Origin of the sequence: Nostoc sp., from assembly GCF_036917675.1 — a bacterium.
Classification (GTDB): domain Bacteria; phylum Cyanobacteriota; class Cyanobacteriia; order Cyanobacteriales; family Nostocaceae; genus Nostoc.
On the sequence record NZ_JBALCT010000044.1, the window covers coordinates 150,058 to 176,034 of the forward strand.

The 25,977-nt window shown below is 43.4% G+C and carries 26 protein-coding genes, 1 tRNA gene and 1 pseudogene; 19 read left to right on the top strand and 9 right to left on the bottom strand.

The annotated features are described in order from the left end of the window. Positions 1-191 precede the first annotated feature (191 nt). From V7K31_RS14770 to V7K31_RS14780, 3 genes are all read left to right on the top strand, one after another. Positions 192-395: an HNH endonuclease gene (locus tag V7K31_RS14770; protein ID WP_335095195.1), complete on the top strand. Its 204-nt coding sequence runs from the start codon at positions 192-194 to the stop codon at positions 393-395. 1,155 nt (positions 396-1,550) lie between these two features. Further along, positions 1,551-1,679, top strand: a complete 129-nt coding sequence (locus tag V7K31_RS14775; RefSeq protein ID WP_292772125.1) for a photosystem II protein Y — start codon at positions 1,551-1,553, stop codon at positions 1,677-1,679. A 233-nt stretch (positions 1,680-1,912) separates the two neighbouring features. Beyond that, on the top strand, positions 1,913-3,223 hold the full coding sequence (locus V7K31_RS14780; protein WP_335095196.1) for a bifunctional folylpolyglutamate synthase/dihydrofolate synthase: 1,311 nt from the start codon (positions 1,913-1,915) through the stop codon (positions 3,221-3,223). A gap of 130 nt (positions 3,224-3,353) precedes the next feature. On the opposite strand, the gene V7K31_RS14785 is transcribed toward V7K31_RS14780, so the two are convergent. Continuing rightward, complete coding sequence (locus V7K31_RS14785; RefSeq protein WP_335095060.1) at positions 3,354-4,652, bottom strand: ABC transporter substrate-binding protein; 1,299 nt, start codon at positions 4,650-4,652, stop codon at positions 3,354-3,356. Between the two features lie 201 nt (positions 4,653-4,853). On the opposite strand from V7K31_RS14785, the gene pilM reads away from it, so the two are divergent. From pilM to V7K31_RS14805, 4 genes are all read left to right on the top strand, one after another. After that, positions 4,854-5,960 carry a type IV pilus biogenesis protein PilM gene (gene pilM / locus V7K31_RS14790; protein ID WP_335095061.1) on the top strand — a complete coding sequence of 369 codons (1,107 nt, stop codon included), beginning with the start codon at positions 4,854-4,856 and terminating at the stop codon, positions 5,958-5,960. A 113-nt stretch (positions 5,961-6,073) separates the two neighbouring features. Further along, positions 6,074-6,850 carry a PilN domain-containing protein gene (locus tag V7K31_RS14795; RefSeq protein WP_335095062.1) on the top strand — a complete coding sequence of 259 codons (777 nt, stop codon included), beginning with the start codon at positions 6,074-6,076 and terminating at the stop codon, positions 6,848-6,850. Beyond that, positions 6,847-7,650, top strand: a complete 804-nt coding sequence (locus tag V7K31_RS14800) for a pilus assembly protein PilO (protein WP_335095063.1) — start codon at positions 6,847-6,849, stop codon at positions 7,648-7,650. Before V7K31_RS14795 ends, V7K31_RS14800 begins: the two co-directional genes overlap by 4 nt. Positions 7,651-8,176: 526 nt before the next feature. Next, complete coding sequence (locus tag V7K31_RS14805) at positions 8,177-10,558, top strand: AMIN domain-containing protein (RefSeq protein ID WP_335095064.1); 2,382 nt, start codon at positions 8,177-8,179, stop codon at positions 10,556-10,558. A 635-nt stretch (positions 10,559-11,193) separates the two neighbouring features. Here V7K31_RS14805 and V7K31_RS14810 read toward each other — a convergent pair. The 3 genes from V7K31_RS14810 to V7K31_RS14820 form a co-directional block, all read right to left on the bottom strand. Further along, positions 11,194-11,538: a hypothetical protein gene (locus tag V7K31_RS14810; protein ID WP_335095065.1), complete on the bottom strand. Its 345-nt coding sequence runs from the start codon at positions 11,536-11,538 to the stop codon at positions 11,194-11,196. Positions 11,539-12,187: 649 nt separating this feature from the next. Beyond that, on the bottom strand, positions 12,188-12,391 hold the full coding sequence (locus V7K31_RS14815; protein ID WP_335095066.1) for a transposase: 204 nt from the start codon (positions 12,389-12,391) through the stop codon (positions 12,188-12,190). 20 nt (positions 12,392-12,411) lie between these two features. Next, entirely contained in the window at positions 12,412-12,720 is a 309-nt protein-coding gene (locus V7K31_RS14820; protein WP_335095067.1) for a transposase, read from the bottom strand. A gap of 178 nt (positions 12,721-12,898) precedes the next feature. Here V7K31_RS14820 and V7K31_RS14825 point away from each other — a divergent pair, with 178 nt between their 5' ends. Beyond that, a complete protein-coding gene (locus tag V7K31_RS14825; protein ID WP_335095068.1) occupies positions 12,899-14,371 on the top strand; it encodes a glycoside hydrolase family 13 protein in 1,473 nt (490 codons plus the stop codon). A 143-nt stretch (positions 14,372-14,514) separates the two neighbouring features. Here V7K31_RS14825 and V7K31_RS14830 read toward each other — a convergent pair whose 3' ends face one another. Beyond that, on the bottom strand, positions 14,515-14,934 hold the full coding sequence (locus V7K31_RS14830; protein WP_335095069.1) for a fasciclin domain-containing protein: 420 nt from the start codon (positions 14,932-14,934) through the stop codon (positions 14,515-14,517). Positions 14,935-15,091: 157 nt separating this feature from the next. On the opposite strand from V7K31_RS14830, the gene V7K31_RS14835 reads away from it, so the two are divergent. From V7K31_RS14835 to V7K31_RS14855, 5 genes are all read left to right on the top strand, one after another. Then, on the top strand, positions 15,092-15,328 hold the full coding sequence (locus V7K31_RS14835; protein ID WP_334832704.1) for a DNA-directed RNA polymerase subunit omega: 237 nt from the start codon (positions 15,092-15,094) through the stop codon (positions 15,326-15,328). 361 nt (positions 15,329-15,689) lie between these two features. Next, positions 15,690-16,337 carry a hypothetical protein gene (locus V7K31_RS14840; RefSeq protein WP_335095070.1) on the top strand — a complete coding sequence of 216 codons (648 nt, stop codon included), beginning with the start codon at positions 15,690-15,692 and terminating at the stop codon, positions 16,335-16,337. Positions 16,338-16,542: 205 nt separating this feature from the next. Next, the gene (locus V7K31_RS14845; protein ID WP_335095071.1) at positions 16,543-16,908 is read left to right on the top strand and encodes a DUF1818 family protein; all 366 of its coding nucleotides are present in this window, start codon (positions 16,543-16,545) and stop codon (positions 16,906-16,908) included. A gap of 50 nt (positions 16,909-16,958) precedes the next feature. Further along, a tRNA-Pro gene (locus V7K31_RS14850) sits at positions 16,959-17,032 on the top strand. A gap of 288 nt (positions 17,033-17,320) precedes the next feature. After that, a complete protein-coding gene (locus V7K31_RS14855; RefSeq protein WP_335095072.1) occupies positions 17,321-17,752 on the top strand; it encodes a DUF2358 domain-containing protein in 432 nt (143 codons plus the stop codon). A 247-nt stretch (positions 17,753-17,999) separates the two neighbouring features. On the opposite strand, the gene V7K31_RS14860 is transcribed toward V7K31_RS14855, so the two are convergent. From V7K31_RS14860 to V7K31_RS14870, 3 genes are all read right to left on the bottom strand, one after another. Further along, complete coding sequence (locus tag V7K31_RS14860; protein WP_335095073.1) at positions 18,000-18,197, bottom strand: hypothetical protein; 198 nt, start codon at positions 18,195-18,197, stop codon at positions 18,000-18,002. 1 nt (position 18,198) lies between these two features. Continuing rightward, complete coding sequence (locus V7K31_RS14865) at positions 18,199-18,822, bottom strand: TenA family protein (RefSeq protein ID WP_335095074.1); 624 nt, start codon at positions 18,820-18,822, stop codon at positions 18,199-18,201. A 321-nt stretch (positions 18,823-19,143) separates the two neighbouring features. Beyond that, positions 19,144-19,914 (bottom strand): pentapeptide repeat-containing protein, encoded by a 771-nt coding sequence (locus V7K31_RS14870; protein WP_335095075.1) that lies wholly within the window; start codon positions 19,912-19,914, stop codon positions 19,144-19,146. A 535-nt stretch (positions 19,915-20,449) separates the two neighbouring features. Between V7K31_RS14870 and V7K31_RS14875 the strand changes: the two genes are divergently transcribed. Beyond that, positions 20,450-20,716 (top strand): type II toxin-antitoxin system HicA family toxin, encoded by a 267-nt coding sequence (locus V7K31_RS14875; protein WP_335095076.1) that lies wholly within the window; start codon positions 20,450-20,452, stop codon positions 20,714-20,716. Next, a complete protein-coding gene (locus V7K31_RS14880; protein WP_442941285.1) occupies positions 20,703-20,912 on the top strand; it encodes a type II toxin-antitoxin system HicB family antitoxin in 210 nt (69 codons plus the stop codon). Before V7K31_RS14875 ends, V7K31_RS14880 begins: the two co-directional genes overlap by 14 nt. A gap of 129 nt (positions 20,913-21,041) precedes the next feature. Here the strand turns inward: V7K31_RS14880 and V7K31_RS14885 are convergent, their stop codons facing one another. Next, a complete protein-coding gene (locus tag V7K31_RS14885) occupies positions 21,042-21,275 on the bottom strand; it encodes a hypothetical protein (RefSeq protein ID WP_335095077.1) in 234 nt (77 codons plus the stop codon). Between the two features lie 148 nt (positions 21,276-21,423). Between V7K31_RS14885 and V7K31_RS14890 the strand changes: the two genes are divergently transcribed. The 4 genes and pseudogenes from V7K31_RS14890 (at position 21,424) to V7K31_RS14905 (ending at position 25,953) form a co-directional block, all read left to right on the top strand. Further along, positions 21,424-23,208 (top strand): ABC transporter ATP-binding protein, encoded by a 1,785-nt coding sequence (locus V7K31_RS14890; protein WP_335095078.1) that lies wholly within the window; start codon positions 21,424-21,426, stop codon positions 23,206-23,208. A 132-nt stretch (positions 23,209-23,340) separates the two neighbouring features. Further along, positions 23,341-23,577, top strand: a complete 237-nt coding sequence (locus tag V7K31_RS14895; protein ID WP_335095079.1) for a hypothetical protein — start codon at positions 23,341-23,343, stop codon at positions 23,575-23,577. A gap of 143 nt (positions 23,578-23,720) precedes the next feature. Then, positions 23,721-23,840, top strand: a pseudogene (locus tag V7K31_RS14900) (type II toxin-antitoxin system RelE family toxin); the annotation flags it as partial. Between the two features lie 313 nt (positions 23,841-24,153). Further along, positions 24,154-25,953, top strand: a complete 1,800-nt coding sequence (locus V7K31_RS14905; protein WP_335095080.1) for an ABC transporter ATP-binding protein — start codon at positions 24,154-24,156, stop codon at positions 25,951-25,953. Positions 25,954-25,977: the final 24 nt, after the last annotated feature.

The window sequence follows — 25,977 nt, forward strand, 5'->3', positions numbered from 1 at the left end:
AGCATAACGACACTCCAATAGTTCGTCATGTGAAAGTTAAAGGCGAATCGTCACCATACGACGGAAACCTGGTTTATTGGAGTACAAGAAGGGGAAGCAGCCCAGAAATGCCAACCAGAGTAGCAATACTCCTGAAAGAGCAAAAAGGGAAGTGTACCCACTGCGAAATGTTTTTCCGAGAAGATGATGTAATGGAAGTTGATCATATCATCCCAAAATCGAAAGGTGGGAAGGATGAGTATAAAAATCTTCAACTCTTACACAGACATTGCCACGACACAAAGACAGCCAATGATGGCAGTTTTGGTACAAAATCTGGCTGTAATAGTGCCAAGCCTAAGCCCACCACAAGACTTGAGAAAGTCGCGGATAAATGGGTAATGAGGTATGCGTGACAAGCACCAAGTTACTGAGGAGCCGTGTGAGTTGGAAACTCTCATGCACGGTTTTGAAGACCAACGGGGTTAGCGATAATCCCGTTGAGTTTAATAAGTCTTAGGGAGTGAGGAGAAATCAATTCAAAATTCACGCATTCAAAATTGTTCGCGTGGTAAGTAGGTAGGCGTAATTAAATATTTATATCAAACCTCACCCTCAATCCCTCTCCTTATTAAGGAGAGGAAAGCCGGAGGCAGGGTATTTAATTTGACCCACTTACTTAACAGAGCCTTGCCGAAGTGCAGCGTCTGGTAGAGAAGAAAAGACTGGGGGAGAGGTAGCTGTAATTTAAACATTCTTTACATATTAGATGGTAAAAATTGCCCACTTCAGCTAAAAATAAAAATGAGAGAGTTATTAAATAGTCATAAACCTTATCGAGCTTAGTCAAAGTTCTAAAAATCCAGTAAGTTTTTCCGATGTATTGTGTTTTCTGCATCTGGTATTGTCAAACTTTGCTGAGTCCATAGGCATTTGTGGTAAAATGTAGACAAATTCCAAGAGCCAATGACCTAATTTAGTCAGGTGAAAATCCTATCTAGTTGCGGAAAGCACAAGCTTATAATCTCTCAGTAGTTAACCTATAGTCTAGAAAAAACTTAAAACTAAATTAGCGAGGTAATCAAATCAGGAATCTTGAAAAAGCAGTCCTTAATACATTTGTAGATGGGATAGAGGCTGTGTAGTTCAGCCATGAAGATAAAACTTCTAAACTAATAACTTTGGATATTTGTCCATATTATTAGCAACTATACTCAGTTTAATGCCGAAAACAAAGAAACCTTTCTGGTTTGCAAACCACAGATCGCGTTCATTACTAGCAAGCCTCTAAAAAGGTCAAACGGGAGTCCACTGTTTGTTAAATCTGCTGAAAATAATGGTTGAACAATGACTAAAAGCTTCAAAAAAAACTACTCGTTTAAAACATAGGGTGGGCTACACCCGAATTTACGCTTGTGGACAAGAAGAAGCCGTCTTCCTTGGTTGAAGCAAGAAGCAGACCCTCTAAAGGAAACTTTAGTTGAATGGCTAGCTTTAAATAAGTTTGGTCAAGTTTTGTATAGCAGCAGTTGATAAAACTTTAATTTCTACTTAAAAGAGGGGTTCTAGATATGGATTCTATCGATTTCCGTATAGCGATCGTTTTAGCACCAGTTGCTATTGCTGCTAGCTGGGCAGTGTTTAATATTGGCGCTGCGGCTTTAAGACAAGTTCAAGGCTTTTTTGACAAGGAAGCCTAAATTCGGCTTAATATCATTAGGAATAAGAATTAAATAACATACAATTTATGTCCCTGGCTTACCTCACCCTCAATTTCTCTCCGATATATTGGAGAGCGATCGTGAGACAGGATGAAGTTTTGCATTTTATTTAATCTACGTTCTTTACTCTTCAACCGGCTGTTTCTATTTACGGGGACAGTCGGTTTTATTTGTCACTTGTCAGTCGTCCCCCACTCCCTACTGCCCCTTCTGTGGATATTGATTCTGTAATACAACCCCTGCAACGCTTTGGTGTCCATTTGGGACTCGATCGCATTATCAATCTATTGGCAAATCTCGGCAATCCTCATCAGCAAGTCTCAGTAATTCACGTTGCTGGGACTAATGGCAAAGGTTCAGTCTGTGCCTATCTTTCCTCAGTACTTACTGAGGCTGGTTATCGTACAGGACGCTACACTTCCCCCCATTTAGTTGATTGGACGGAACGTATTTGTCTGAATGAACAGCCAATTTCTTCAGAAGAATTGAGCCAATTATTAGAAAAAGTCAAAGCGGCTATTCGCCCAGAGGACGAATCGGCAACCCAGTTTGAAGTAATTACAGCGGCTGCTTGGTTATATTTTGCCCAGCAACAAGTCGATGTGGCTGTGGTAGAAGTCGGACTAGGAGGGCGCTTAGATGCTACCAATGTCTGTTTGGAACCCCTGGTTACGATGATCACTTCCATCAGCCGGGAACACTGGCAGCAACTTGGCCCTACCGTCGCTGATATTGCTAGAGAAAAAGCAGGTATTCTCAAAGCTGGATGTCCCGTTGTAGTTGGGTCATTGCCACCAGAGGCAGAGAAAGTTGTGCGATCGCGTGCTTTAGAATTAAAATGCCCGATTTTTACCCCTCAACCCGCCTGTGAAATCGCATCAGGATGGGCAGAATATCAGACAATTCAAAATTCAAAATTAATTAAATACCCTTTGCCGTTAGCGGGACAGATTCAATTAACTAATTCAGCTTTGGCTTTAGCTGCTTTAGAAATTATTCAACAAAAGGGTTGGCAGATTTCTGAAGAAGCCATAATTAATGGCATGGCAAAAACTAAATGGCCAGGGCGGATGCAATGGACTATCTGGAACAACCATAAATTATTACTTGATGGCGCTCATAATACCGCCGCCGCCCAAGTTCTTCGCCAGTATGTCGATAGTTTAGACGCAGTTAACCATAAGCCCGTCAATTGGGTTATGGGAATGTTTTCCGATAAGGATCATACTGATATTTTTACCGCTTTACTACGACCAGGCGATCGCCTTTATTTAGTGCCAATACCAGTAGAACCTTGGCCGGGTAGAACTTCCGCAAATCTAGAGGAATTAGCAAACCTAGCTTACAGCCTCTGTCCAGAGTTAAGCGATCGGCAAATCCATCCAGATTTATTCACAGCATTAGAAGCCGCAACCTTAACCGCCACCACAGACGATTTAATCGTTTTATGTGGTTCCCTTTATTTAGTAGGCGATTTTTTACTGAGATCAAAGGAGGTGAATCGCAAGAAGTTTATTCACTAAGGATATAAGAATTAAATAACATACAATTTATGTCCCTGGCTTACCTCACCCTCAATCCCTCTCCTTATAAAGGAGAGGGAAGCTAGAGACAGGAGGAATTTTTCCAATGCCCAATGCCCAATGCCCAAATTTATCTTTGATCCCACTCTTGCGCCGCATCCTCTACAGCTTTATCTACAGTCTTTTCCCCTAACATTGCTGCTTGCAAGTTCTCGTACACTGCCTTTTGCAGTTTGTTAAAATCTTTCAATGTCGGGGTTAATATTTCTGCTTGTGGCAGTTCTTTAGCACTCATAATTCGTGCTTTTTCTATTGTTGAAGCACTGGCTGGAACATCTTTAAAGTAACTATCAGACAATGCTTTGATTGTAGAAGGTAAGACATTTGCAGCTTTAGCAAAGGCTAACTGATTTTCGTCATTGGTGACAAATAAAGCAAATTTCACAGCGCCGTCTGGTTGTTTGCTATCGCGGGGAATAACTATGTTCATCACCGCGACATTTTTTTTGCCTGTGTCACCAGTGAGTTGAGGGGCTATTCCCGAAGCTTGAGCGATTTTTGGGGCATTATTAGCGATCGTTTTCAGAAATTCTGGACCAGAAGCTAGAAACGCAGTCTCTCCAGATTGGTATAAATCGATCGCGTGGCGATGTCCTTGCGTCAAAGCCTCTTTCGGAAGCAACCCTTTTTTATACAAGTCCACCCAATACTGAAACGCTGCTTTACCTTGTGGCGAATTAAACGCCGCTTTCCCATCAGCATTTATTAAAGTGACACCCATTTGCACGAAAGATTCCAGCACTTCCCCGGAATCTTGCGGTACGAAAGTCACAAAAAAGGCATATTTCCCCGTCTTATCTTTAATTTGCTGGGCTGCTTGTGCCAATTCTGCGTAGGTTGCAGGTGTTTTATTGATACCGGCCTGTTTTAATAAATCGGTGTTATAAATGGTTAACCTTGTGGTGAGATACCAGGGAATGCCAAAACTCTTGCCATTGAGCGTACTTGCTTTCCAGATATTCGGTAGATAGGAGGAACGTACATCGTTTGGGACTTTCGGATCTAAATCTAACCAGGCATTTCGTCCGGCAAGTTGGGAAGCGAAACCCGGATTGAGGTTAACTACATCAGGTGGCGTTTTTGCGGAGACTGCGGTTAAAATTTTGTTCTCCATCGCCGCCCAAGGTACATCAACCCAGTTAACCGTTATACCTGGATTTTGCGATTCAAAATTCGCAATTAGGCTTTTGAAGTAGCCGGTAAATTGAGGTTGGAGTTGCATTGTCCAAAACTCAACAGTTGCCGCTCCTGAAGTAGCCTGTTTGGTACTTGTACCAACATTACCTGTGCTGCAACTTACAATCCAACTGGTTAATAAGCCAAGCAGTGCCAAAGCAATAAGTTGTTTAAATTTTCGTAATTGAATCATTTTCCCAGTATTTTTACGCTTGCTCAGTGTGAAAAGCTTAGGCAGAATTGTCGAGGTTATCGGCTAAATAAATTACTTAGCACAAAATCCATCTTTTAGGATCATTTAAATTTCCAATTTAGTAGTCCATCGGACACAACTGTGGTAAAAAGCTTCACTAGTCTGTTTGACAAATCGAATAAAGGGGCCGGCATTGAACTTGTGGTCAAAAAGTTCAATGGTCTGTTTGGCAAAGCGAATAAAGGGGTTGGCATTGAACTTGCTCCCGAACGGGTAAATGTAGTTCAGCTACGTAAGCAGGGTCAAGGCTTGAAACTAGAAACCTTTACATCGGTAGCAGTTCCAGAAGGCATAGTTATCGATGGTCAAATCAGCGACCCCGCAACAATGGCGGAATTAATCCAGCAGGCGCTAGCTGAGAGCAAAATCAAAACTTCTCGCGTTGCGACTGCTGTACCGGGGCGAGATTCCATCGTTCGGATAATACCCATGCCAACGGAGTTAGATGACAAAGAACTGCGAGAAATGGTGCTAAACCATGAAGCAGGTTTGTATTTACCCTATCCTCGTGAAGAAGCTGATGTAGATTATCAGAAACTTGACTACTTTGTAGATGAAGATGGCATTGAAAAAGTACACGTACTCCTAGTTGCCACCCGCAAGGAGATAACGGATACCTATATAAGTACATTCGAGCAAGCAGGATTACAAATCGATGTTTTAGAAATTAACAGTTTTGCTCTGATTCGGACTATTCGGGAGCAACTGCGACAATTTGGACCGCAAGAAGCAGCAGTACTAGTTGATATCGAGTTCGATAGTACAGAAATCGCCATCATCGTTAACGGAGTGCCACAATTTTCGCGCACAGTCCCAATCGGCACTTATCAAATGCAAACTGCCTTAGCAAGGACAATGAGCTTACCCACGTCACGAGATATGGATTTGTTATATGGAATGATTCTTCCCCCAACTCCTATAGACGGTGGCAAAACGGGTGTTACCGAACTCGACCCTGGTATGGCATCCATATTGAGAGTATTGGGAGAACTAACAGATGAACTGCGCCGTTCCATCGATTTTTATCTCAATCAAAGTGAAAATTTGGAGGTAGCGCAGATTTTATTAGCAGGACCTGGAGGTGGACTTCAACAGCTAGATGAATTTTTTACCCAACGATTGAGCTTGCCAACTACCCAAATAGATCCAATCGGGGCTTTATCTTTGGAAGTTGACATTGATAAATATCCACAGGTACAACGCGCTGGCTTGGCGATTGTACTTGGTCTAGGAATGCGGGAGGTGTAACACCAATTTTAGATTTTAGATTTTAGATTTTAGATTTTGGATTGTCTGTTTTGACAGTTATGCTGTTTGAGAATTCTCAAACCATAATATTTATTCTTAGTTGGTGTGAGAAAATGTACAGTTTGGATGTTAACTTTCTTAAAGACCGCCCAGCATACCAGGGAAACTCTGAGAAAAAGAGAGGAATGGAGTTAAAGTTTCCTGCGGGGAATTTGACACCAGTATATGTGGGAGTTGGACTAGGTGTAGGTCTTCCAGTTTTATTGGGAATTAGTTGGTGGTTTTTGCAAGGGAAGATTGTGGAATTACAAGCCAAAGCAACAGAACTAGACCAAGAAAGCAAGAAATTAGATACAGATATCGGAAATATTAGCAAAATCAAAGCCGAGACGATGGCAATGAAAGCGGAAACCCAAGCTTTAGTAAGTGTATTTGACCAGATTCGTCCTTGGTCAGCAATGCTGCAAGATTTGCGCGATCGCACCCCAGCAGAAGTGCAAATCGAAACCATCAAGCAACTTCCACCCGTTGCAGTAGTGGCAGGTCAGCCACCAAACAATCCCGCCGGGGGATTAGAAATTACCGGATTGGCTCGTTCTTATAACGATGTCAATGATTTCTTATTAAGTTTACAACAGTCTCTGTTCTTGAAGCCCACAGAAAGCAGAATTGTGACGGCAACATTAGTAGATCCTCCCTTAGCGCCAGGTGCGGGTCAACCTACTACTGGTGTAATAATTAAACCACCCCAAGTAGTGAAATACACTATTCAATCGACGATGAGCGATGTTCCAGCTTCTTCATTAATCCAGGAGTTGGAAAAAAAAGGCACAGTCGGGTTAGTGACTCGAATACGTAGTATGCAACAAACAGGAGTCATTCCAAAATGACGCTGAGCGATGATTTAAATTTTGCTGAACATGGTGGGGAATTGGGACAGGCAACGCCAGAGTCCCCCGTGATCTTTGGTATTGCTTTCACACCAAAAATTATTGGGATTTTGGTGGGGGTAATTGGTTTAGCGGCAGCAGGTTATATATTGTTAAACCTGCTGATGCCAGCTTGGGAAAGCTATCAGCAGCAGCAAGCCAAAAACTCCGAACTGCAAGGGCAAATTGACCAAAAAAAAGCCACTATCAAACAGATTGATAAAGTTAAAGACGAGCTAGCGCAGGCAAAGCAGCAAAATGTTCAGGTTTTAGGTTTATTTGCTAACGAAAAAACTTTGGATACATTGCTGTTGGATGTGAACCGTTTAGTTGAGTCTGGCAATACTTCAACTTCTATTAATACAGTCAGAGCCAAGCTGAAGAAGTTTGTGCCAGTTTCCTCAAAACCAGAACCAATTATCGATGGAAGTCTAGGACTACTGGTTAACGGCAAGCTGCAACGCAGCAGTATCAATGCCGAAATTACAGGAACTTATGAACAAACACAATCAATAATTCGTAACATTGAGCGTTTGCAGCCTTTGTTAATAATTAAAGATTATCAAGTAACTTCGGTTCCAGTAGAGTCAAGAACCCCATTAGATAAAACGCCGATGCCAGTAGGACCAGGAGCGATTGATACATCATTCCAATTACAGGTATTGATGCCACTTACTCCAGAAGAAATAGCCGCAGCAGCAGCTAAACTTGCCCCAGTTGCTCCAGTTGCTCCAGTTGCTCCAGTTGTCCCCAAAAAGTAATAGTGAACAGTCCTATAGCGGTTCTCGGTTGAGTGAGGTACAAGAACCCCACCCCCAACCCCCTCCCCTCTCGAAGAGCGGGGCTATGATGTACCTCATCTGATTAGGAAACGCTGTAAGTGTCAACTTAAGCTTTGGCGAATAGAATAGAGCCTCCGGCACGCTGACGCGAAGGCAGCTATACAGGCAAAGTCCGCCTCGGCGGACTAAGGAAGAATTGAGGGTTTGAAACCCAGGTCAATGAGTAAAGCTTCGTATAGACGCGGTTTCTAACCGCCGATTTAACATTAAGCGAATGGAATAGACCCTCCGGCACGCTGACGCGAACGCGGCTACACAAACTTTCGTCCGCCTCCGCGGACTAAGGAGAAAATGAGGGTTTGAAACCCAGGTCGGTGGGTAAAGCTTCGTGTAGACGAGCCAGTGCGTTGGGCGGCGAGCCACTCTTGAAGCATCTGGCGTGCGGTTTCTAACCGCCTACTCAAAATTGTTTGTAAACAAGGTTTTATAGTGTGAGGAATGAAGTGTGAAACAGCTTCACGGTAATAGTTTTATATTGGGTGCTACCGCTTTTGTATTTTTGGCAGCTCAACCAGTTTGGGCACAAATTAGTCAAATTACTGATGTAAAGTTAAATCCAGTTGATGGTGGAATTAAGGTTGTTTTGAAAACTTCTTCAGGGTCGCGCCCGCAAGTTTTCACGACAAAAAGAGGCAAGACTTTAGTCGCAGATATTATCAATACTCAATTACGATTACCACAAGGTAAAAGTTTTCGTCAAGATAGCCCAGCACCAGGAATTACCTCCGTTGAGGTTAGTCAGCTTGATACCAATAGCATTCGGGTGACGGTAACTGGCAGCAATAACACACCTAGCAGTCAACCTGTGGTGCGATCGCTAAATGGAATTACACTCAGTTTTAGTCCATCCCCAGGCACTATAGCATCAGCACCAACGCCAACAGCGCCAACATCCACCGCACCGCCTGTTACGACTCCAGCCCAAACTTTTCAAAAGCCAAGTGTTCTCGTTCCCAACCCGCAAATCACCATTGACGGACAACCTGCACAACCTGCTGGGCCAGGTCAACCTCTGAGTCAACCTCCGAGTCAGGGTCCACCTTTCTTACCTAGAGCCGTCGCCCCACCAGTCGGAGATATTGCCATCTCTAATACTGATGCTTCTCCTAGCACCATTGACTTAGGAACTCAGGAACGTGTACCCCGTTTAGTATTGCGAGATGCGCCGGTGCGTGAGGTTTTGTCATTACTTTCCCGTGCTGCTGGTTTGAACTTGGCTTATGTGGGAGGTGAGCAAGCTGCTGGTGCTGGTGCTGCACAAGCAACCTCTCAAACAATCTCTTTAGATATAGAAAACGAGCCAGTGCAAGATGTGTTTAACTACGTCTTACGCTTGAGTGGTTTAGAAGCTAATCGCAGTGGTCGTACAGTTTTTGTCGGGGCTAAACTACCTAATGCAACCCGTGACATGGTTATGCGTAGCCTGCGACTTAATCAGGTAACAGTGGGAGTCGCCGTCAACTTTTTGGTCGCCTTGGGAGCAGAAAGTGCGATCAGCCGCGAACGACAAGTTACCAGTGTTGATGCTGTGCCTGTTGGGGCTGGAGCTGCTCCTATTACCAAAACTCAGACGACCATAGAAAACAGAGTTGAAACTCAACGCGTTACTTTTACAGACTCTAGCCCATTACTGAGAGGTTTACAGGTATTAGGAGAAGAACGCACCAATGCCATTACCTTAATTGGCGCTCCCCGGCTAGTTGACATGGCGATCGCTCAACTAACTCAGCTTGATATCCGCCGTCGTCAAGTGGTAGTTAACGTCAAGATTATCGATGTTAATCTCAATAACACCCAGGACTACAACACTAGCTTTTCTTTTGGGATCGGCAACAACTACTTTAGCAATGATGGTGGTGCAGCATCTCTGAATTTTGGCGGTTCAAGGCCAGTTACTAGTGTTGAAGCGAGAACCAATATAAGCGGTGGTACACCTACAACCGCTAATTCACTTAGTAGCGGAAATATTTTTCTTAACCCACAAAATCCAACTACAGGAGCAGTTAGTGCTGGTATAAACTCTAGCCCAACGCAACCAGGGCTTTCATCATTTACCGCAGGAACTCCAGGAACAATTACATCTGTACCAACTCAGTTTGACCCAATTACTGGGGCACCGACTCAATATAGTAATCAGGTGACTGGTCAAACACCTGCTCAATATACATATAGCTTGCCGTCTATTTACCAATTCCCCAAACGTCTTCTCACTAGCTTGCAAGCTCAAGTGACAAATGGCAATGCCAAGATTTTGACTGACCCAACCTTAATTGTGCAAGAAGGTCAGCAGGCTCTTATCAACCTGACTCAGGAAGTGGTGGGAAACATAACCCTTGATATAACGGATAATGCTGGTGGTGCCAGGACAGAAAGAAAAATTGAGAAACAAAACGTTGGCTTAACCTTGAGTGTAAAAATTGAGCGGATTGACGATAATGGTTTCGTTTCTCTATCGGTTGCTCCTACTGTCAGTGCTCCTTCAGGCACAGCAGATACAGGAAATGGAAGTATTACTTTAGTGTCTCAGCGATCGCTTACTTCTGGCTTAATTCGCTTACGAGATGGTCAAACGCTCATTCTCTCAGGCATCATTCAAGACCAAGACCGGACAAATATATCTAAAATTCCTATTTTGGGTGATCTCCCTCTTATTGGTGCGCTGTTTAGAAGTACGAACAGATCCAATCAGCGCAATGAGGTGATTGTATTACTCACACCTCAAATTATGGATGACTCTCAAAACTCGTCCTACGGCTATAACTACAGCCCCAGCCCAGAAGTGCGGCAAATCCTTGAGCGTCGAGGCTTGAAGCTTCCGCCGAGGTAATAAAGCAATACGCTTGGGTTAAAGCCAAAAACCAAAACCAGCGTAGGTTGGGTTGAGGAACGAAACCCAACATTTTTCATGCTTTGTTGGGTAACACGAATGTTCAACCCAACCTACAACTACAACTATCCTTTAGGACTTACGCACTGAAAACCTGAAACCTCGATCCCCCCTAACCCCCCTTAAAAAGGGATCTGAAAGAGCCAACTTTTTAAGGGGTTGGGGGATCTCTTCTGCGTAAGTCCTGTCCTTAACCCAAGCTGTAATATACGGCACTTGTTCAACGTGTGCCTCCGCAGCCTGTAATATCATGTCCGCTTAATTGCTTATTAAACCCGAAGAACCCCACCCTGCCAAAGCTATGCTTTGTCTCCCCTCTCGAAGAGCGGGGAGGGGTTGGGGGTGGGTTTCTTTTATTAGGGACTTCCAAATAAAAAAATACTCAACTACTTCTTGTGGGGTGGGCGACACGAGGGCACGTAGAGAAGGGCGGACATCTTGTCCGCCCCACAAGATTGGATAATTTATTTCTTGGAAGTCCCTTATGGGTAATCTGGCGGTTCCTATAGAACCCATTTGAGATCTATACAGGAGGGCAATCGAATTTGGCTGAACTACGAGCTAAGTTACAAATTTTATAGATTGATCGTCAGGATTTTTTTCTTGCTTTTTTTGTCGCTCAACACGACTGTATTGTAGGGTAATGTATCCGTTCCCAGAGGAATTGGCAGCTTAAAACTGGGGCTTTTATGATCGAGTTCGCCTAAATCAATGCTTTTCGTTATATCGCCATCTGTTGCAAGATTTGCGGTAAGTTCGCCTTTATAATCTTCAATTAAAAAGTCTCTAAAGAAAACGACTGCCCCACCCTCAGGATCTATACCAAGGATGACCGTACCGCTGAAAGTTGCGCCTTTTCGTTCTTCATCAACCGTTGCCACTGTGATTTCCGAGGGGTCTTGACCGGACTTATCTGCCATAAACTTTTTCCTAGGTGAATTCTCAACAATTGAAAATGATTTTACCTAACGCTATGGGCGATCGCAAAACTCTCAGGACGTATTTCTGCATCGGTCTTGCAAATGTATAGCCAAGTTACTTCTGGTTATACGCCTAATTGGAAGATTGAGTAGGGATGAGTAGGGGCTGAAAGCGATCACGAAGCGTTGCTGCAAAGCAGATCGCATCGCAGAAACCTGATAGAGGGGAGACGTTGAGAAGTTTCCGGATAACTTGATCCGACCTTGCCTCGGCAGTAGAGTGCCCTTATCTGTGAACTGACAGGTTTATAGAACCCATTTGACATCTCAGGAAAGGGCCGCAAGCCGCTTAAGCATTAGCCTGACAAAACAGAGGTTAATCTTGGTTGTTGCATGAGATAGAGTTCGCTCAAAGTTTTTTACCAGACTTTTACAACGCTCCATCCAAGAATTGGATCGTTCTATCACCCATCGAGCTACTGCTGGCACAAATCCAGATTTTCCTTGCGCTGTCTTCTGTTGTTTCGAGGGCTTCGGTGAAAGCTCAAACCTGATTTTCGTCATGATCTGAGGATAAACCTTCTTCAAGGCTTCAATCAAATAGTCGATGTGATAACCGTGGTCTAGCAGGATGGTAATCTTGGGAAGATTAACAGGTTTTGACTTGAAATAGTCGATGCGCGTGCGTTAACATTTCCAGCAATCCTGCATCATCTGAGACATTAGCTTTTGTGCAGTGAGTGAAAAAGGGAAACCCAAGTGTATCAACAGCTAGATGCCTTTTAATCCCGTTGGTCGCTTTGTAGAAACAAAACCCCTTCGAGTTCACACTCGCATTACAGGTATTTTTCACAGCTTGGGAGTCAATAATGATTAACGTTGTCCACTTGGGCTTTTTTTTACCTGCTCACGTACTTGTTCTTGTATTGCGTTCATCAGTTTCTCAATCACTCCTGCACTTCGCCACTGTTTGTAGTGCCAATAGACGGTGGAGTAGGGAGGCAAGTTTTTGGGCAAGTCACACCAGTTGCAACCATTCTTAAGTTGATAGAGGATGCCATCAAGGATCTCTCGTTTTGTCCAATTAGCAGGTCGTGTGCGTTTCTTCCGAGATAATACTTGCTGCAACAGAGGTTCTGCAATTTCCCATTCTGTATCACTGAGGCTGCTGGAATATGTCATGGTGACTAGATTAAAGGGTTGGATGTACCTTAATTCAGTTTTATAAAGATGTCAAATGGGTTCTATATAATAATTTCCCTAATAACTACTAATAAATGACAGATTTTCTATCATAAGTAAGATCCACAAAGAAGCTAATATTTGCAACGATCGCTTCTGAAGGTACAAAAAGTTATTCATGCAAATTCAAACACCAGACTGGGTAAAGCACGCTATTTTCTACCAAATCTTTCCAGACCGCTTTGCCAGAAGCAAAAAGCCGCGCAAACGACTGTTGCACGAAGCCCGTTGGGAAGATTGGGAAGCTATGCCCACACTTCAAGGTTATAAAGGCGGCGATTTGTGGGGGATCATGGAGCAATTAGACTATATCCAGGATTTGGGAATTAACGCAATTTATTTCACACCGATTTTTCAATCAGCCAGCAATCATCGCTATCATACCCACGATTATTACCAAGTTGACCCAATGTTAGGGGGCAACGAAGCTTTTAAAGAATTGCTCGATGCAGCCCATGAACGGAATATCAAAGTTGTTCTGGATGGGGTGTTTAACCATTCCAGTCGGGGCTTTTTCTTTTTCCATGACGTTTTAGAGAATGGACCCCATTCGCCTTGGGTAAATTGGTTCAAAATAGAAAGTTGGCCTCTTTCACCATACAATGGTGAGTTACCTGCTAACTACGGAGGTTGGGTGGGAAATCGTGCCTTGCCAGAATTTAACCACGATAATCCAGAAGTGCGAGAATACATTATGGAAATTGCCGAATATTGGCTTAAATTCGGCATCGACGGTTGGCGATTGGATGTACCATTTGAAATAAAAACTCCTGGCTTTTGGCAGGAATTTCGCGATCGCGTTAAGGCAGTCAATCCCGAAGCTTACATTGTCGGCGAAGTCTGGGGAGATTCCCGCCAGTGGCTAGATGGGACGCAATTTGACGGCGTGATGAATTATCTATTTGCTGGGCCGACAATTGCCTTTGCAGCTGGCGATCGCGTAGTCTTAGAACAAGTCCAAAGCCGCGACTATCAACCCTACCCACCCTTATTTGCCGCCGAGTACGCCACCAAAATCCAAGAAGTACTGCAACTTTACCCTTGGGAAATTCAGCTAACTCAACTCAATTTGCTCGCAAGTCACGATACAGCCCGCTTGATGACGATTGCTGGCGGCGATATCGGTAGTATAGAGTTGTCAACTCTATTGCTACTTACCTTTCCCGGCGCCGCCAGCATCTACTATGGTGATGAAGTTGGCTTACCTGGAGGAATAGACCCAGACTCACGTAGGGGTTTTCCTTTAGAGACTAACTGGAATCAAGAAATTTTCAATACTCACCGCCAATTAATTGCCCTCCGCCACACTTACCCAGCCTTGCGTACAGGTGATTACCAAGTCCTCTATGCTCAAGGACAACTTTATATCTTTGCGCGAACTTTAGGGACAGAGGAATTAATAATTGCTGTCAATGCTGGCACAAGTTCGGCAACAGCGAATGTAGATATCGCCAGTTTGCGTACTCAACCCAACAAGCTGTTATATGGCACTGCTGAGATTGAGTGGAATGGTGAAGGGGAAACTCAGCAGTTGTCATTGAGTCTTTCCTCTCGCAGTGGCTGCATTGTGGGAGTGGGGAATGGGGAGTAGGGAGTAGGGGATGAGGGAGATGAGGGAGATGAGGGAGATGAGGGAGATGAGGGAGATGAGGGAGATGAGGGAGATGAGGAGAATAACTAATGCCCTATGCCCAATTCCCCATGCCCCATGCCCCATCCCCCATGCCCAATGCATTAACTTACTGCCACCACCCCAGGCATCAACACCGCATCAATAATATGGATCACGCCATTGTCTGCCAGAATATCTGTTTTGAGGACATTGGCGTTATTCACCTTAAATTTACCGTCAGCAGATTCAATGGCTACAATAGACCCCTCAACCGTCTCTGCCTCATTAATCTGTACCAAGTCATCAGACCGAACATCCCCACTAGCGATATGATACGCCACAATTTTCTTGAGCTTGGGGATGTCTTGTAGTAGCAAATCTAAAGTTCCCTCTGGCAGATTGGCAAAGGCTTCGTCAGTCGGTGCAAAGAGTGTGAAAGAACCAGGGCTTTTCAATATTTCTATGAGATTTGCAGCTTCAGCAGCCTTCACCAGGGTAGTGAAGTTTCCGGCGTTCACAGCAGTTTCCACAAGATCAGCCATAAGGATGTGTGACTTTAGTCAGGTAATATTATGAGTAACTTATATTGAATAAAACACTCTCAACCTCTATCAAGAGAGAGGTTGCTAGCGATTAAATACACAGCAGCAGATTTATTAGTACTGCTACACTGGGGAATGACCCCAAGAACCACTAATTATGCTAAAGCGTTCTAAGTTCGAGACAACTCAATCTCAGATTATGCTCCGTGCTGAAGAGCTGATTGGTGCAGCCTCAAATCGTTACCGCATTACGGTTCAGGTGGCAAATCGTGCTAAACGTCGGCGTTATGAGGACTTTGAAAATAACGAAGATGTGATGATGAAGCCAGTGCTAAGGGCAATTATCGAAATGTCCGATGAATTGACTCAGCCAGAAATTATTGGCGAACTGTGACATGATTCCTTTCCTGTTGGTGCGGAGCTTCTAGAATCAGTTCAAAGATTTCCTAGTTGCTCCCTTACGGGTTTTCGACTTTGACCTAGACTGAGATATCTGATACCTCAGTACAAGAGCAAACCGTCTGCATAGGCGTTTTGGATTCCCGACTGTCCATCAGTACTAATTAGTATCGTAACATATTCGTGGCAAATCCAATGCTGGTAAATATGAAGCCGTGCTTCTAGCACGGGGTTTTAAACCCAACTTTTCGATAAAAATAGTGCTGAGTTGAGAGTGCTATTAGCGGATAGCTAAGATTTAGCCCGTGCTGAATGAAAAGCAGTGTGATAGCACTTTCATTTGAAAATATCGTTCTATGAAAAAGAAAAAACTTCTACCTAGATCAATCCTCTCAAAACTCAGAACTCATTACTCACGACTACTGCTTGCCTTAATGGTAGTGGGTGTAATTCTTTTGGGTTCAGGGGCGGGCAAATTAATACATACAAATTTATTTAGTATCCAACCTGCGATCGCAGCGCCAACGCCAAGACTGTACGCTCAGAGAATCACTCCTAGCGATGTTTGGCAGCTAGTATATCAGCAATTACCAGATTTACCACGGGAAAATAAGTATATCAGCAAAGAAAATGGGAAAGTTGCCGAAAACAACACCTTAGTAAGTCGCCTGATTAGATATCACATTTATACCAAAGGGCGTGCCGCAATTTATCGCTTGGATTGGAAGTTGACTTTAGCTGATTACCTGGGTGCGAATGAAATTATGTATGATACTAGCTATCCAGGAAATGATTCATTACGGGAAAATCCGATAGAAGGCGATCGCAAAGCTATCACCCATCTCACCCGCAGCCAGCGAAATGCCCTAGTACAAGTCTTAGTCAATATATTTAATCCCCCTTCCCAAAAAAACCCATCACCTAGCCCCAACACCACACCCAGTCCGGCTACATCCACTCCCCCACAGCCACCACAACGAGGAGGTGCCGAACTACTGAGGTAACGAGAGACTTATGAGTTGTAAATCAATATCGCGGTTCTCGTCCCTTGTCAGGTATAAGAACCCCACCCCCAACCCCCCTCCCCGCTCTTCGAGAGGGGGCTATGATGTACTACGAAACAACTCCTAACTCCTAAGTCTTGTACAGACGCGATTAATCGCGTCTCTCCTAACTCCTGTACAGACGCGATTAATCGCGTCTCTTTTTATGGAACGCATTATCAAAACTGGATTTGGTTGGCGTATTGGCTGGAACCCTGATGCATCTGAGTTTAAAGGTTTAGTGGGTACAGATGATTGGGCAATTGAGTTAACGGAAGCCGAGTTAAATGATTTTTGCCGTCTACTAACACAACTAGCAGACACCATGAAACAACTCGCAACTGAATTAATGGAAGAGGAAAAAATTGCTTGTGAAGCCGAAAGCGATTTATTGTGGATGGAGGTAGAAGGCTATCCTCATACTTACAGTCTGCGCTTGATCTTGAATACAGGGCGATGTGTAGAGGGTAAATGGGATGCTTCTGCTGTTCTGGAATTACTGCAAGCTACTGGGATGCTTAAAGTTTTTTAAGTTTGCCTCTTGATTATTGTAGAGTTTTGCTGTATGATGATAATTCTGACCGGGGCGTAGCGCAGCTTGGTAGCGCGCCACTTTGGGGTAGTGGAGGTCGTGGGTTCGAATCCCGCCGCTCCGATTGATGATAAGCCATGCCTGCTAGTCTTTTCAAAAGATTGGCAGGTTTTTCAATGAGGTCTGCAAAACGATGGTCAATCAATTTTGGATTTTAGATTTTAGATTGACTTGTTGGCGCGTCTTTACCGGGAGGTGAAAGCGGTGAATCCTAACTTGCGAGTAGCGATCGCACCTAATATTTATGATTGGGCATTGGATGAATATCTGCAAGACTCAACTACATGACTGAAGTGGCGAATAGTTGATAATAGTTGATATGATTCACCCGCAGATTTAAGGGAAAAGGCGCGTGGAATTTAAATTGCCAGTGGAACGGATAATTAAAACTCTCAAACAAGATTTACCGACACTGTTTGAAAAAGATATTTCCTATGATATTTATACACAGGATATCTATTTTAAAGACCCAGTGAATACATTCAAATACAAATTTAATTATCGGATTATATTTTGGACTTTGCGATTTCACGCTCGGCTATTTTTTACCCAAATTTACTTTGATGTGCATGAAGTCTATCAGTCAGCCGAAGACACTATTTTAGCAAAGTGGACGGTGCGGGGAGTGTTGCGTGTTCCCTGGAAAGCAGGTTTGCTTTTTAATGGCTATTCAACTTATAAACTCAACCAAGATAATTTAATATACGAGCATATCGACACCTGGGATCGCAAACCTGGCGAGATTTTGAAGCAGTTTTGGCAAAGAGGAGAGATCGCTAATTAGGGATTTCCAGGTAAAAAAATATCCCATCGCTTTTATGGCAGGGGACAGGGGGAGGGAAAGTGGTTTTGATTCGGTGAAATTGGATAATTTATTTTTTGGAGTTCCCTTAAATAACAAATTCGACGATGCTTACAGCTATTTTCAGGCAAATAGACCACGCGGTAGGGGCACAGCATTGCTCATTGGTGTCAACTTAAGCGCAAACCCTTTTAAAACCTCGTTTCCAGCCAGTGGCTGGAAATGCACTTCAATTGCGGCTCTGCCGCAAGTCTTGAGGCGGCAGCCCCCCATAGGCATTCCCAGTCGGAGACTGGGAACGAGACAATCTCTTAAAAGCTGGTTCTAGGGAGGTTTTTACGTTAAGTTGACACTCATGAGCAATGCTGTGCCCTGACGACAGATATGGTTCAAATACTTGAATTCTGCTGTAATTTAGACTTTTCAAACTACTCCAAAAGCCACGCAGCCTGAAAAAAGTCACGCTCACAAAACATCGCATAACGATAGGTTGAATCCACAACAGGATTAGTAGTGGCATAATTGTCAACTAAACTTTCTAATTGTTGTGTTAGTGGTTGAAAGTTTGCGCTGCTGTAAGTACGAATCCAGTCTGCATATTGATGATTAGGAATACCGTTACAAGCCAACTGTTCTCCTAAAAAGGCATACAAACGCATACAAGGAGACATCGCCGCAGCAGTTAAACCCACATCTGAACTCCAAGCAGTTGCTAACAAAAAGTCAGTATAGCGGCGGGTGGCAAATCCAGGTTCCACAGAATGCAAATTGACTCCCCACTCTGAAGCATAGCCACCATGCAGCCGCAGTTCTTCTAAAACTCCACTAGCTAAGTTATGAAATGTGGTAAAACCTAACCAATCTGGTGCTTTAGCTGCGGCGATACTGTACGCACGGGCGAAAGCTTCTAAGAAAAAAGCATCTTGCCCTACGTAGTAAGCAAATTTCACCTGATCAAGAGTACCATCGCCAATGCCTTGAACGAAAGGATGCTCTAGGCAAGCTTGAGCTAAGTCTTGATTTGCTGCCCATAATTTGTTTGATAAAGTCATTTGTTATTTGTCATTTGTCATTTCTCATCTGTTATTATCCCTCTGTTCTTTCAAATCTCCCTCTTACCCGACGTTACTAGATTGAAGCAGGAAGTAAACAAAGCTCATGAGTAATTTTGAGTAGGATTTATATAACGGTGTATACACAAGTTATCCGATTACCCAAAAGCCCTCTAAAACCTCAAAGAGTCCTATCTTTAATCCCTCTCCTTACTAAGGAGAGGGACAGGTTTTACTACGTAAAACCAGGGTGAGGTATCTGAGGAGCTATGAGACTTAACCGTAAATTGCGTCACCAGAGACTTGTGTGTACACCGTAGCTCAAAAAGGGAAGAACTGGAGCAAAATTGAGCCAAGACTTCCTAAAAATTCTACGAAACTGGGGCTACCAGCGCTTACCTTCTCATTTACGGGTGTTTGCAGTTCTTTAATAAAAGCTTGAGCTGTTTGCGTTCCCAGGCTGTTGTTTTGAGATGTAAACAATTTTTGAGCAACTTGGGCATCCTGGAATGCACCTTGTCTATCTAATATTTGGTAACGGGCGACACCACGAGCTAAATAAGCACCTGCATATTCTGGTTTAATAGCGATCGCTTGATTAAAATAACTAATTGCTTGCTGTTGGTTGCCTTTTTGGCCTTCTGCTACACCCCAAGCATAAAATTCTTCTGGTGAAGCAATTTGTGATGGTATACCAACTGCACCCAGAAAGTTAGCGCCATTCAGGTAAGCACCAGTCAGTTCTGCATTTGCTAGATAAGTATTTCTCAAATCAGCACCCGTCAAATTTGCCCCACTAAATTTAGCTGCGCTCAGGTTAACACCAAACAAACTAGCGCCACTCAAGTTTGCACCCCGCAAATCTGCGCCGCTTAAGTTTGCACGGCTGAGGTTAGCACCTGTGAGATTAGCGCCGCTCAAATTGGCTCCAGATAAGTCAGCCATCACTAAACCTGCACTAGTCAAATCACAGTTTTGACATTGTTTGGTTGCCAATAACTGTTTAACATGTTCAGAATTTGCTGCTTGTACGGTTGTTGTCAAAATAATTGTGGTTAAAAATGCGGCTGCGCCGAGAATTTGATTTTTCATATTCGCGTAATATTTCTTACTAAATATTAAACATTAACTGAGACGGATTTATACCTCAGCCTATAATATGAGCAATCTTAACAATTTGCCCTCTGTAGTTGCCTATATCACTTATAAATTTGAGTATAGCGGTTCTCATCTGGGTTCAATAGCCCGTTTCTTGGGGAGTCAGGATAACTCTAGATTCTAGCTCCTGGCTTATTAGAAGTTAGCTGTACTTTATTCATCTAAGAATCGCTATAAACACTCGCTGGTTGTGCAAATTCACTTCTCCAGTTTTCTGGTTTGGAGAAGATAAACTCAATTTTGCAAATAAGCTCAAGGTGAATGTTAGAATAACTGCTGTCAAACTGCTAATTATTTATACTGAGGTTAACTCTTGATAGGCGTACTGTTGCCTTTAAAGGCTAAGTATAAAATTTAATTAATTGTAGCGAATTTTCTGCGTGTTTAGGCGTTTAAATTTCAACTCTCAATTCGCCACGATTTTACGCCTCCACAATGTCAAAACAAACATTAAGACAATCAAAAAAACGTGAGTCAGCAAGACAAAATCTTAGATAAAATTCTCTCTGGGACTTCTGATACAGACATCCCTTTTGCCCAACTTTGGCAACTTTTATATAGACTAGGCTTTAATGAACGAATTCGTGGCGATCATCGGATTTTTATCAAAGCCGATGTTGAGGAAATATTGAACCTGCAACATAAGAAAGGAAAAGCCAAAAGCTATCAAATTAAACAAGTTCGTGCAGTGATTCTCAAGTATAAGCTAGGAACTAAAAATAATGTTTCGCTATGAAATTATTCTCTACTGGAGTGAATTAGATCAATCTTTTATTGCCGAAGTACCAGAGTTATCAGGCTGTGCTACTGACGGCGATACTTATCAAGAAGCCCTACATAATGTAGAATTAGTTATGGAGGAATGGATAGAAACAGCTAAGGATTTAGGGCGTCCAATTCCTGAACCTAGACCGCGTTTGATGTATATTTAATTGATACGCAAGCCAAGTCGAATTGATTTTTTAGCAGCATCAGAAATATTTGATACTATTTTAGATTAAATTATCCAATCTTGTGGGGTGGGCGAGACGCATTGGTGTCAACTTAAGGTAAAAGTCTTTTCAAATCTCGTTTCCAGCCTCTGGCTGGAAATGTTGCTCCTGGCAGCTCTGCCGCTTTTCAAGAGGCTCCGCCTCTAGAACGGCATTCCCAGTCAGAGACTGGGAACGGGACTTAGTACCTACGAGGCTAATACGAGTCAACTCAGCTTCTCTCAAATCAACACTACTCAAATCAATTCCAGAAAAATCCCTCTCCCCAGCAGCATACCTTCTTAACAACTCCTCAGCATCCATACCCTAACTCCCGAATCAATTACTACTTAGAATGGTGATTTTAACGACTTTAGTCAATTTGGCGATCTGAGTTAGACATTATCAAGCGCGATCGCTTATACCATCAAAAATAGGAGATAATTTTTCAAAGATACAGGGGTAAATACCATTGGTTCAGCAAGCAGAACTCCAGGGAACTTCGTCGATACAGTCAACCGGGCGCGTGCTTAAAAGTTTGAGTACTTACCGATGGACTTCGCTGGGAGCCTTAGCCAGCCTGTTGCTGTTGACGATCGCAAATGCAATTACCCCGCAACTATTTCGGTGGGGAATTGATCAGGGCATCAGCCAAAAAAATCTCCAAGTTGTGCTATACAGCGCCGCTTGGATGGTAGTCGCCGCGATCGCTCGTGGTTTATTTAACTTTGGACAAAGCTATTTGGCAGAAGCAGTGTCTCAGGGTGTGGCATACGACCTGCGGAACAAAATTTTCAGCCAGATTCAAAATCTCAGTTTCAGTTATCATGACCAGGCGCAGACTTCCCAACTACTAACCCGTGTCACCAGTGACATTGAGCAAATCCGTACCTTTGTTGGCACCAGCTTAATTCAGGTAATTGGTGGAGTTGTGACATTGGTATGTGTTTCGGTGATTTTGCTGGTGATGAACTGGGAATTAGCACTGATTACGCTAACCGTAGTACCCCTAGCCGGATGGGTGATGGCGCGATTCATCACCCAAAATGATAAACTTTTTCGGCAAGTACAAGAGCAACTGAGCGACCTGAATGCGATCTTGCAAGAGAACTTGCTCGGAATCCGGGTGGTGAAAGCCTTTGTGCGAGAGTCAACCGAAAGGTCGCGTTACACAACCCTGAATGATGGCCTAATCAAGGCAAACATGAAGACCATTAACGCCATCCGTAATACCTTCCCGTTGATCTTTTTGCTGAGTAATTTGGTAACACTGGCAGTTTTCGGCTACGGGGGAGCGCAGGTGATTGGGCGCAAATTCTCCATTGGCGAACTGGTGGCGTTTAACTCCTACCTAGCGTTGATTCTCCAACCTATTTTGTTGATTGGATTTGCTGCACCCGCGATCGCTCAATCAGCTGCTTCCGCCGAACGAGTCTACGAAGTTGTAGATGCAGAAGTAGAAATTCGCGATCGCCCCGGTGCTGTCCCATTTGACACCTGCGGTGGGAGAATTACCTTTGAAAATGTTTCCTTTCGCTATCCAGGAGGAACAACCGAAACTCTCAAAGAAGTATCCTTTGAAACGAAGCCTAACGAGTTGATCGCCGTTCTCGGGATGACTGCTTCGGGAAAAAGCACAATTATGAACTTAATTCCCCGCTTTTATGATGTCACAGGGGGAGCAGTTCGCATTGACGGACGAGATGTCAGAGATTTCACGCTCAAAAGCCTCAGATCGCGTATTGGCATTGTATTTCAGGAAACCACCCTTTTCTCCGGCACAATCCGCGAAAATATTGCCTATGCAAAACCCAATGCAACTCTAAAGCAGGTGATTGAGGTTGCAAAAACAGCACAAATGCACGATTTTATTACCAGTCTGCCCAATGGCTACGAGACGATTGTGGGTGAACGGGGCGTGGGCTTGTCTGGTGGACAAAAACAACGAATTGCGATCGCTCGTACCTTACTGACTGATTACAGTATTTTGATACTTGATGACAGTACCTCGGCTGTGGACGCCAAAACTGCTGCCCAAATTCAAGCCAAACTAGATGACTTAATGCACCAAAAAGCTTGTACAACCTTTGTAGTAGCTCAACGCATTAGCACCGTCAAGAATGCCGATCGCATTTTTCTCATGGATAAAGGACGATTGGTGGCACAAGGCACTCACGAGGAATTGATGGAAACCAGCCCGCTCTACGGTGTGATTTTAGAATCTCAGGTAAATCCGAAGAAAAAAAATGACCTTTAGTAGTCTAGGTTTACTGGCGCTGTTTTCTAAATACTTCAAAAAACAATGGGTATTATTGATAATGATCAGATGTATTTAGGCGAAACTAGAGACTGTGGCAGAAAAAGTAAAAGCACGCTCGGATGATTAAAAATGACAGCACAAAAAAGAGAACAGTTAATTAAAGATATCAACGTACTGCTACATCAAGCTTATGATAGTACTTTAGATGAAATTCACGCGTACCTAAAAAGAATCGATGATCTAGAGGATGAAGAAGACTTAAAAGCCATTCAAGAAGCAAGGATTGATATACGCATTAATGGCACTGTGTCTTGGGATGAAATTCAAAAGGAAATAAGAAACGAAATAAACAAGGATGTTGCGTGAGTTATGAAGTTAAATTTTCAAAGGGTGGAAAAAAGCAGTTTAGGAAATTACCTCTAGATGTACAACAGCGCATACAGACTAAAATCAATGACTTGGCAATATAACCGCGTCCAAACGGGGTAAAAAAATTACTTGGTGATGATAATTCATATCGTGTTCGAGTCGGAGATTATCGAGTTATTTATCAACTAGACGACGATATTTTAATAGTAACTGTAATTAAAGTAGGACATCATAGCGAGATTTATAAACATGAAACTTAGCACTAATTAATTTGTGATTAATTCTTGATGATTTTAGTGGAGAGGGGAATATTGGCGCGATCGCTAATAAGATCAAACAATTCCGGTTATCTCAGGTCAAAATCGTTGTTGGCTGTGGGTTACAGGGTCTACAGTCAGCGCGATGAAAATAAATCGGCACGGACGCGCCAAGGTTCTTACTCAACAATAAATACAGCTAAACTTTTATATTAGTGGGATAGGTTCATAGTATTGCTTAAGATTTTTATAACATCCTTGTAATCAAAACAAAGACTTTTAATCCAAAATCCCCAATCTAAAATCCAAAATTTTTATGAGAGTCACAGTTCCCGTTGTTGCATCTGAGCAGGCGAGTCAGCAACTTTCCACCCTGCGGCGCTTTTTACAATACGTGCTACTTTATCGCAAAGAAATTCCCATAGCCCTGACATTAGTATTAATTGGTGCCATAACCCAGGCAATTGGGCCATTCTTTATTGGCTGGTCGATTGATCACCTAATTGCACAAGGGAATTTGCAAGGACTACTGCTGTTATTAGGGCTACTAGGGCTGAACTATGGACTTGGTATTTTGGCAATCCGGGGTCAAGTTATCCGAGTCGGCTGGATTATGCAGCGATTGTTGGCTCAACTGAGGCAAGACATTTTTATTAAAATCCAAAGTCTACCACTCAGCTTTTTCGATCGCAGTGAAGCAGGCGATTTAATGAGCCGCTTGCTGAATGATGTCAATACCGTGAATCAAGCATTTGGACTGACGATCGCCCAAATGCTGGGCAACACTTTTAGTTTAATCGGCATAATCATTGCGATGCTCTCAATCAACCTGCAACTCGGTTTGTTGAGTAATCTGGTTGTGCCACTGATGATTTTTACCACAAACTTATTTGCACGTTGGGCAAGAGCCAGATTCCGCGTCACCCGACAAACGATTGGGCAGCTTTCCGCCAAATTAGAAGAAGATATTGGCAGCGTGCGAGAGGCACAGGCTTTTAATCGTGTACAGATGAACATTGCAGAATTCGACATTCTGAACGCCGCCAATAGAGATGCCAACGTTGAAGCTGTGCTAATTACTTCAGCTTTTCTGCCCTCCATTGATTTTCTCAACACACTAGCAACCGCAGGCGTGCTGGCCTATGGTGGTTATCTGGCGGTAACAGGAGCTGCAACAGTGGGTGTAGTGACATCCTTTTTACTTTACGTCCAGCAGTTCTTCCGCCCGATCCAAATTCTCAGCCAGTTTTACACCCAAGCTCAATCTGCCTTTGCGGGATTAGAGCGAATCTTTCTCTTGCTAGATGAACCGTCAGAACTCAAAGACGCACCCGATGCAATAGAAATGCCGCCGATTCAGGGGGAAGTGACATTTGATCGTGTCAAGTTTGGCTACAACCCAGATCAACTGGTTCTCAAAGGCGTGAATTTGCACGCCTATCCAGGGCAGATGGTTGCCTTAGTCGGACCGACCGGTTCGGGAAAAAGTACAATTATTAACTTGATTTTGCGCTTCTATGATGTATCTGGCGGTGCCGTGAAAATTGATAATATTGATGTGCGAAGTGTTACTCAAGCAAGTCTGCGGCGTCAAATTGGCATCGTCCTGCAAGACAATATTTTGTTTAGCGGCACCGTCGCCGAAAACATTGCCTTTGGCGCTCCCCATACTACTCAAGCTGATATCGAAACGGCTGCACAAATGGCAAATGTGCATGAGTTCATTACCTCATTGCCACAGGGCTATACAACTCAATTGGGTGAACGAGGCGCACCCTTGAGCCAGGGACAGCGACAACTAATTAGTATTGCTCGTGCAGTGTTGATCAACCCGCGAATTCTGATTCTCGATGAAGCCACCAGCAGCATCGATACCCGCACAGAAGCGCTAGTACAGAGTGCGATCGCTCGCTTGCTGCAAAGTCGTACCAGCTTTGTAATTGCTCACCGCCTTAGTACAGTTACTCAGGCAGATCAAGTATTAGTAATTCAGCAAGGACAAATTGTAGAGCAGGGTACTCACGCCGAACTGATCACTCAGCAAGGTGTGTATGCCAACCTCTATGCTCTACAACTGGGTGCAGCAGACACAATGGTTCTTCAAAACGAAAGGTAAAATGTATATAGCTCGAATTTATTA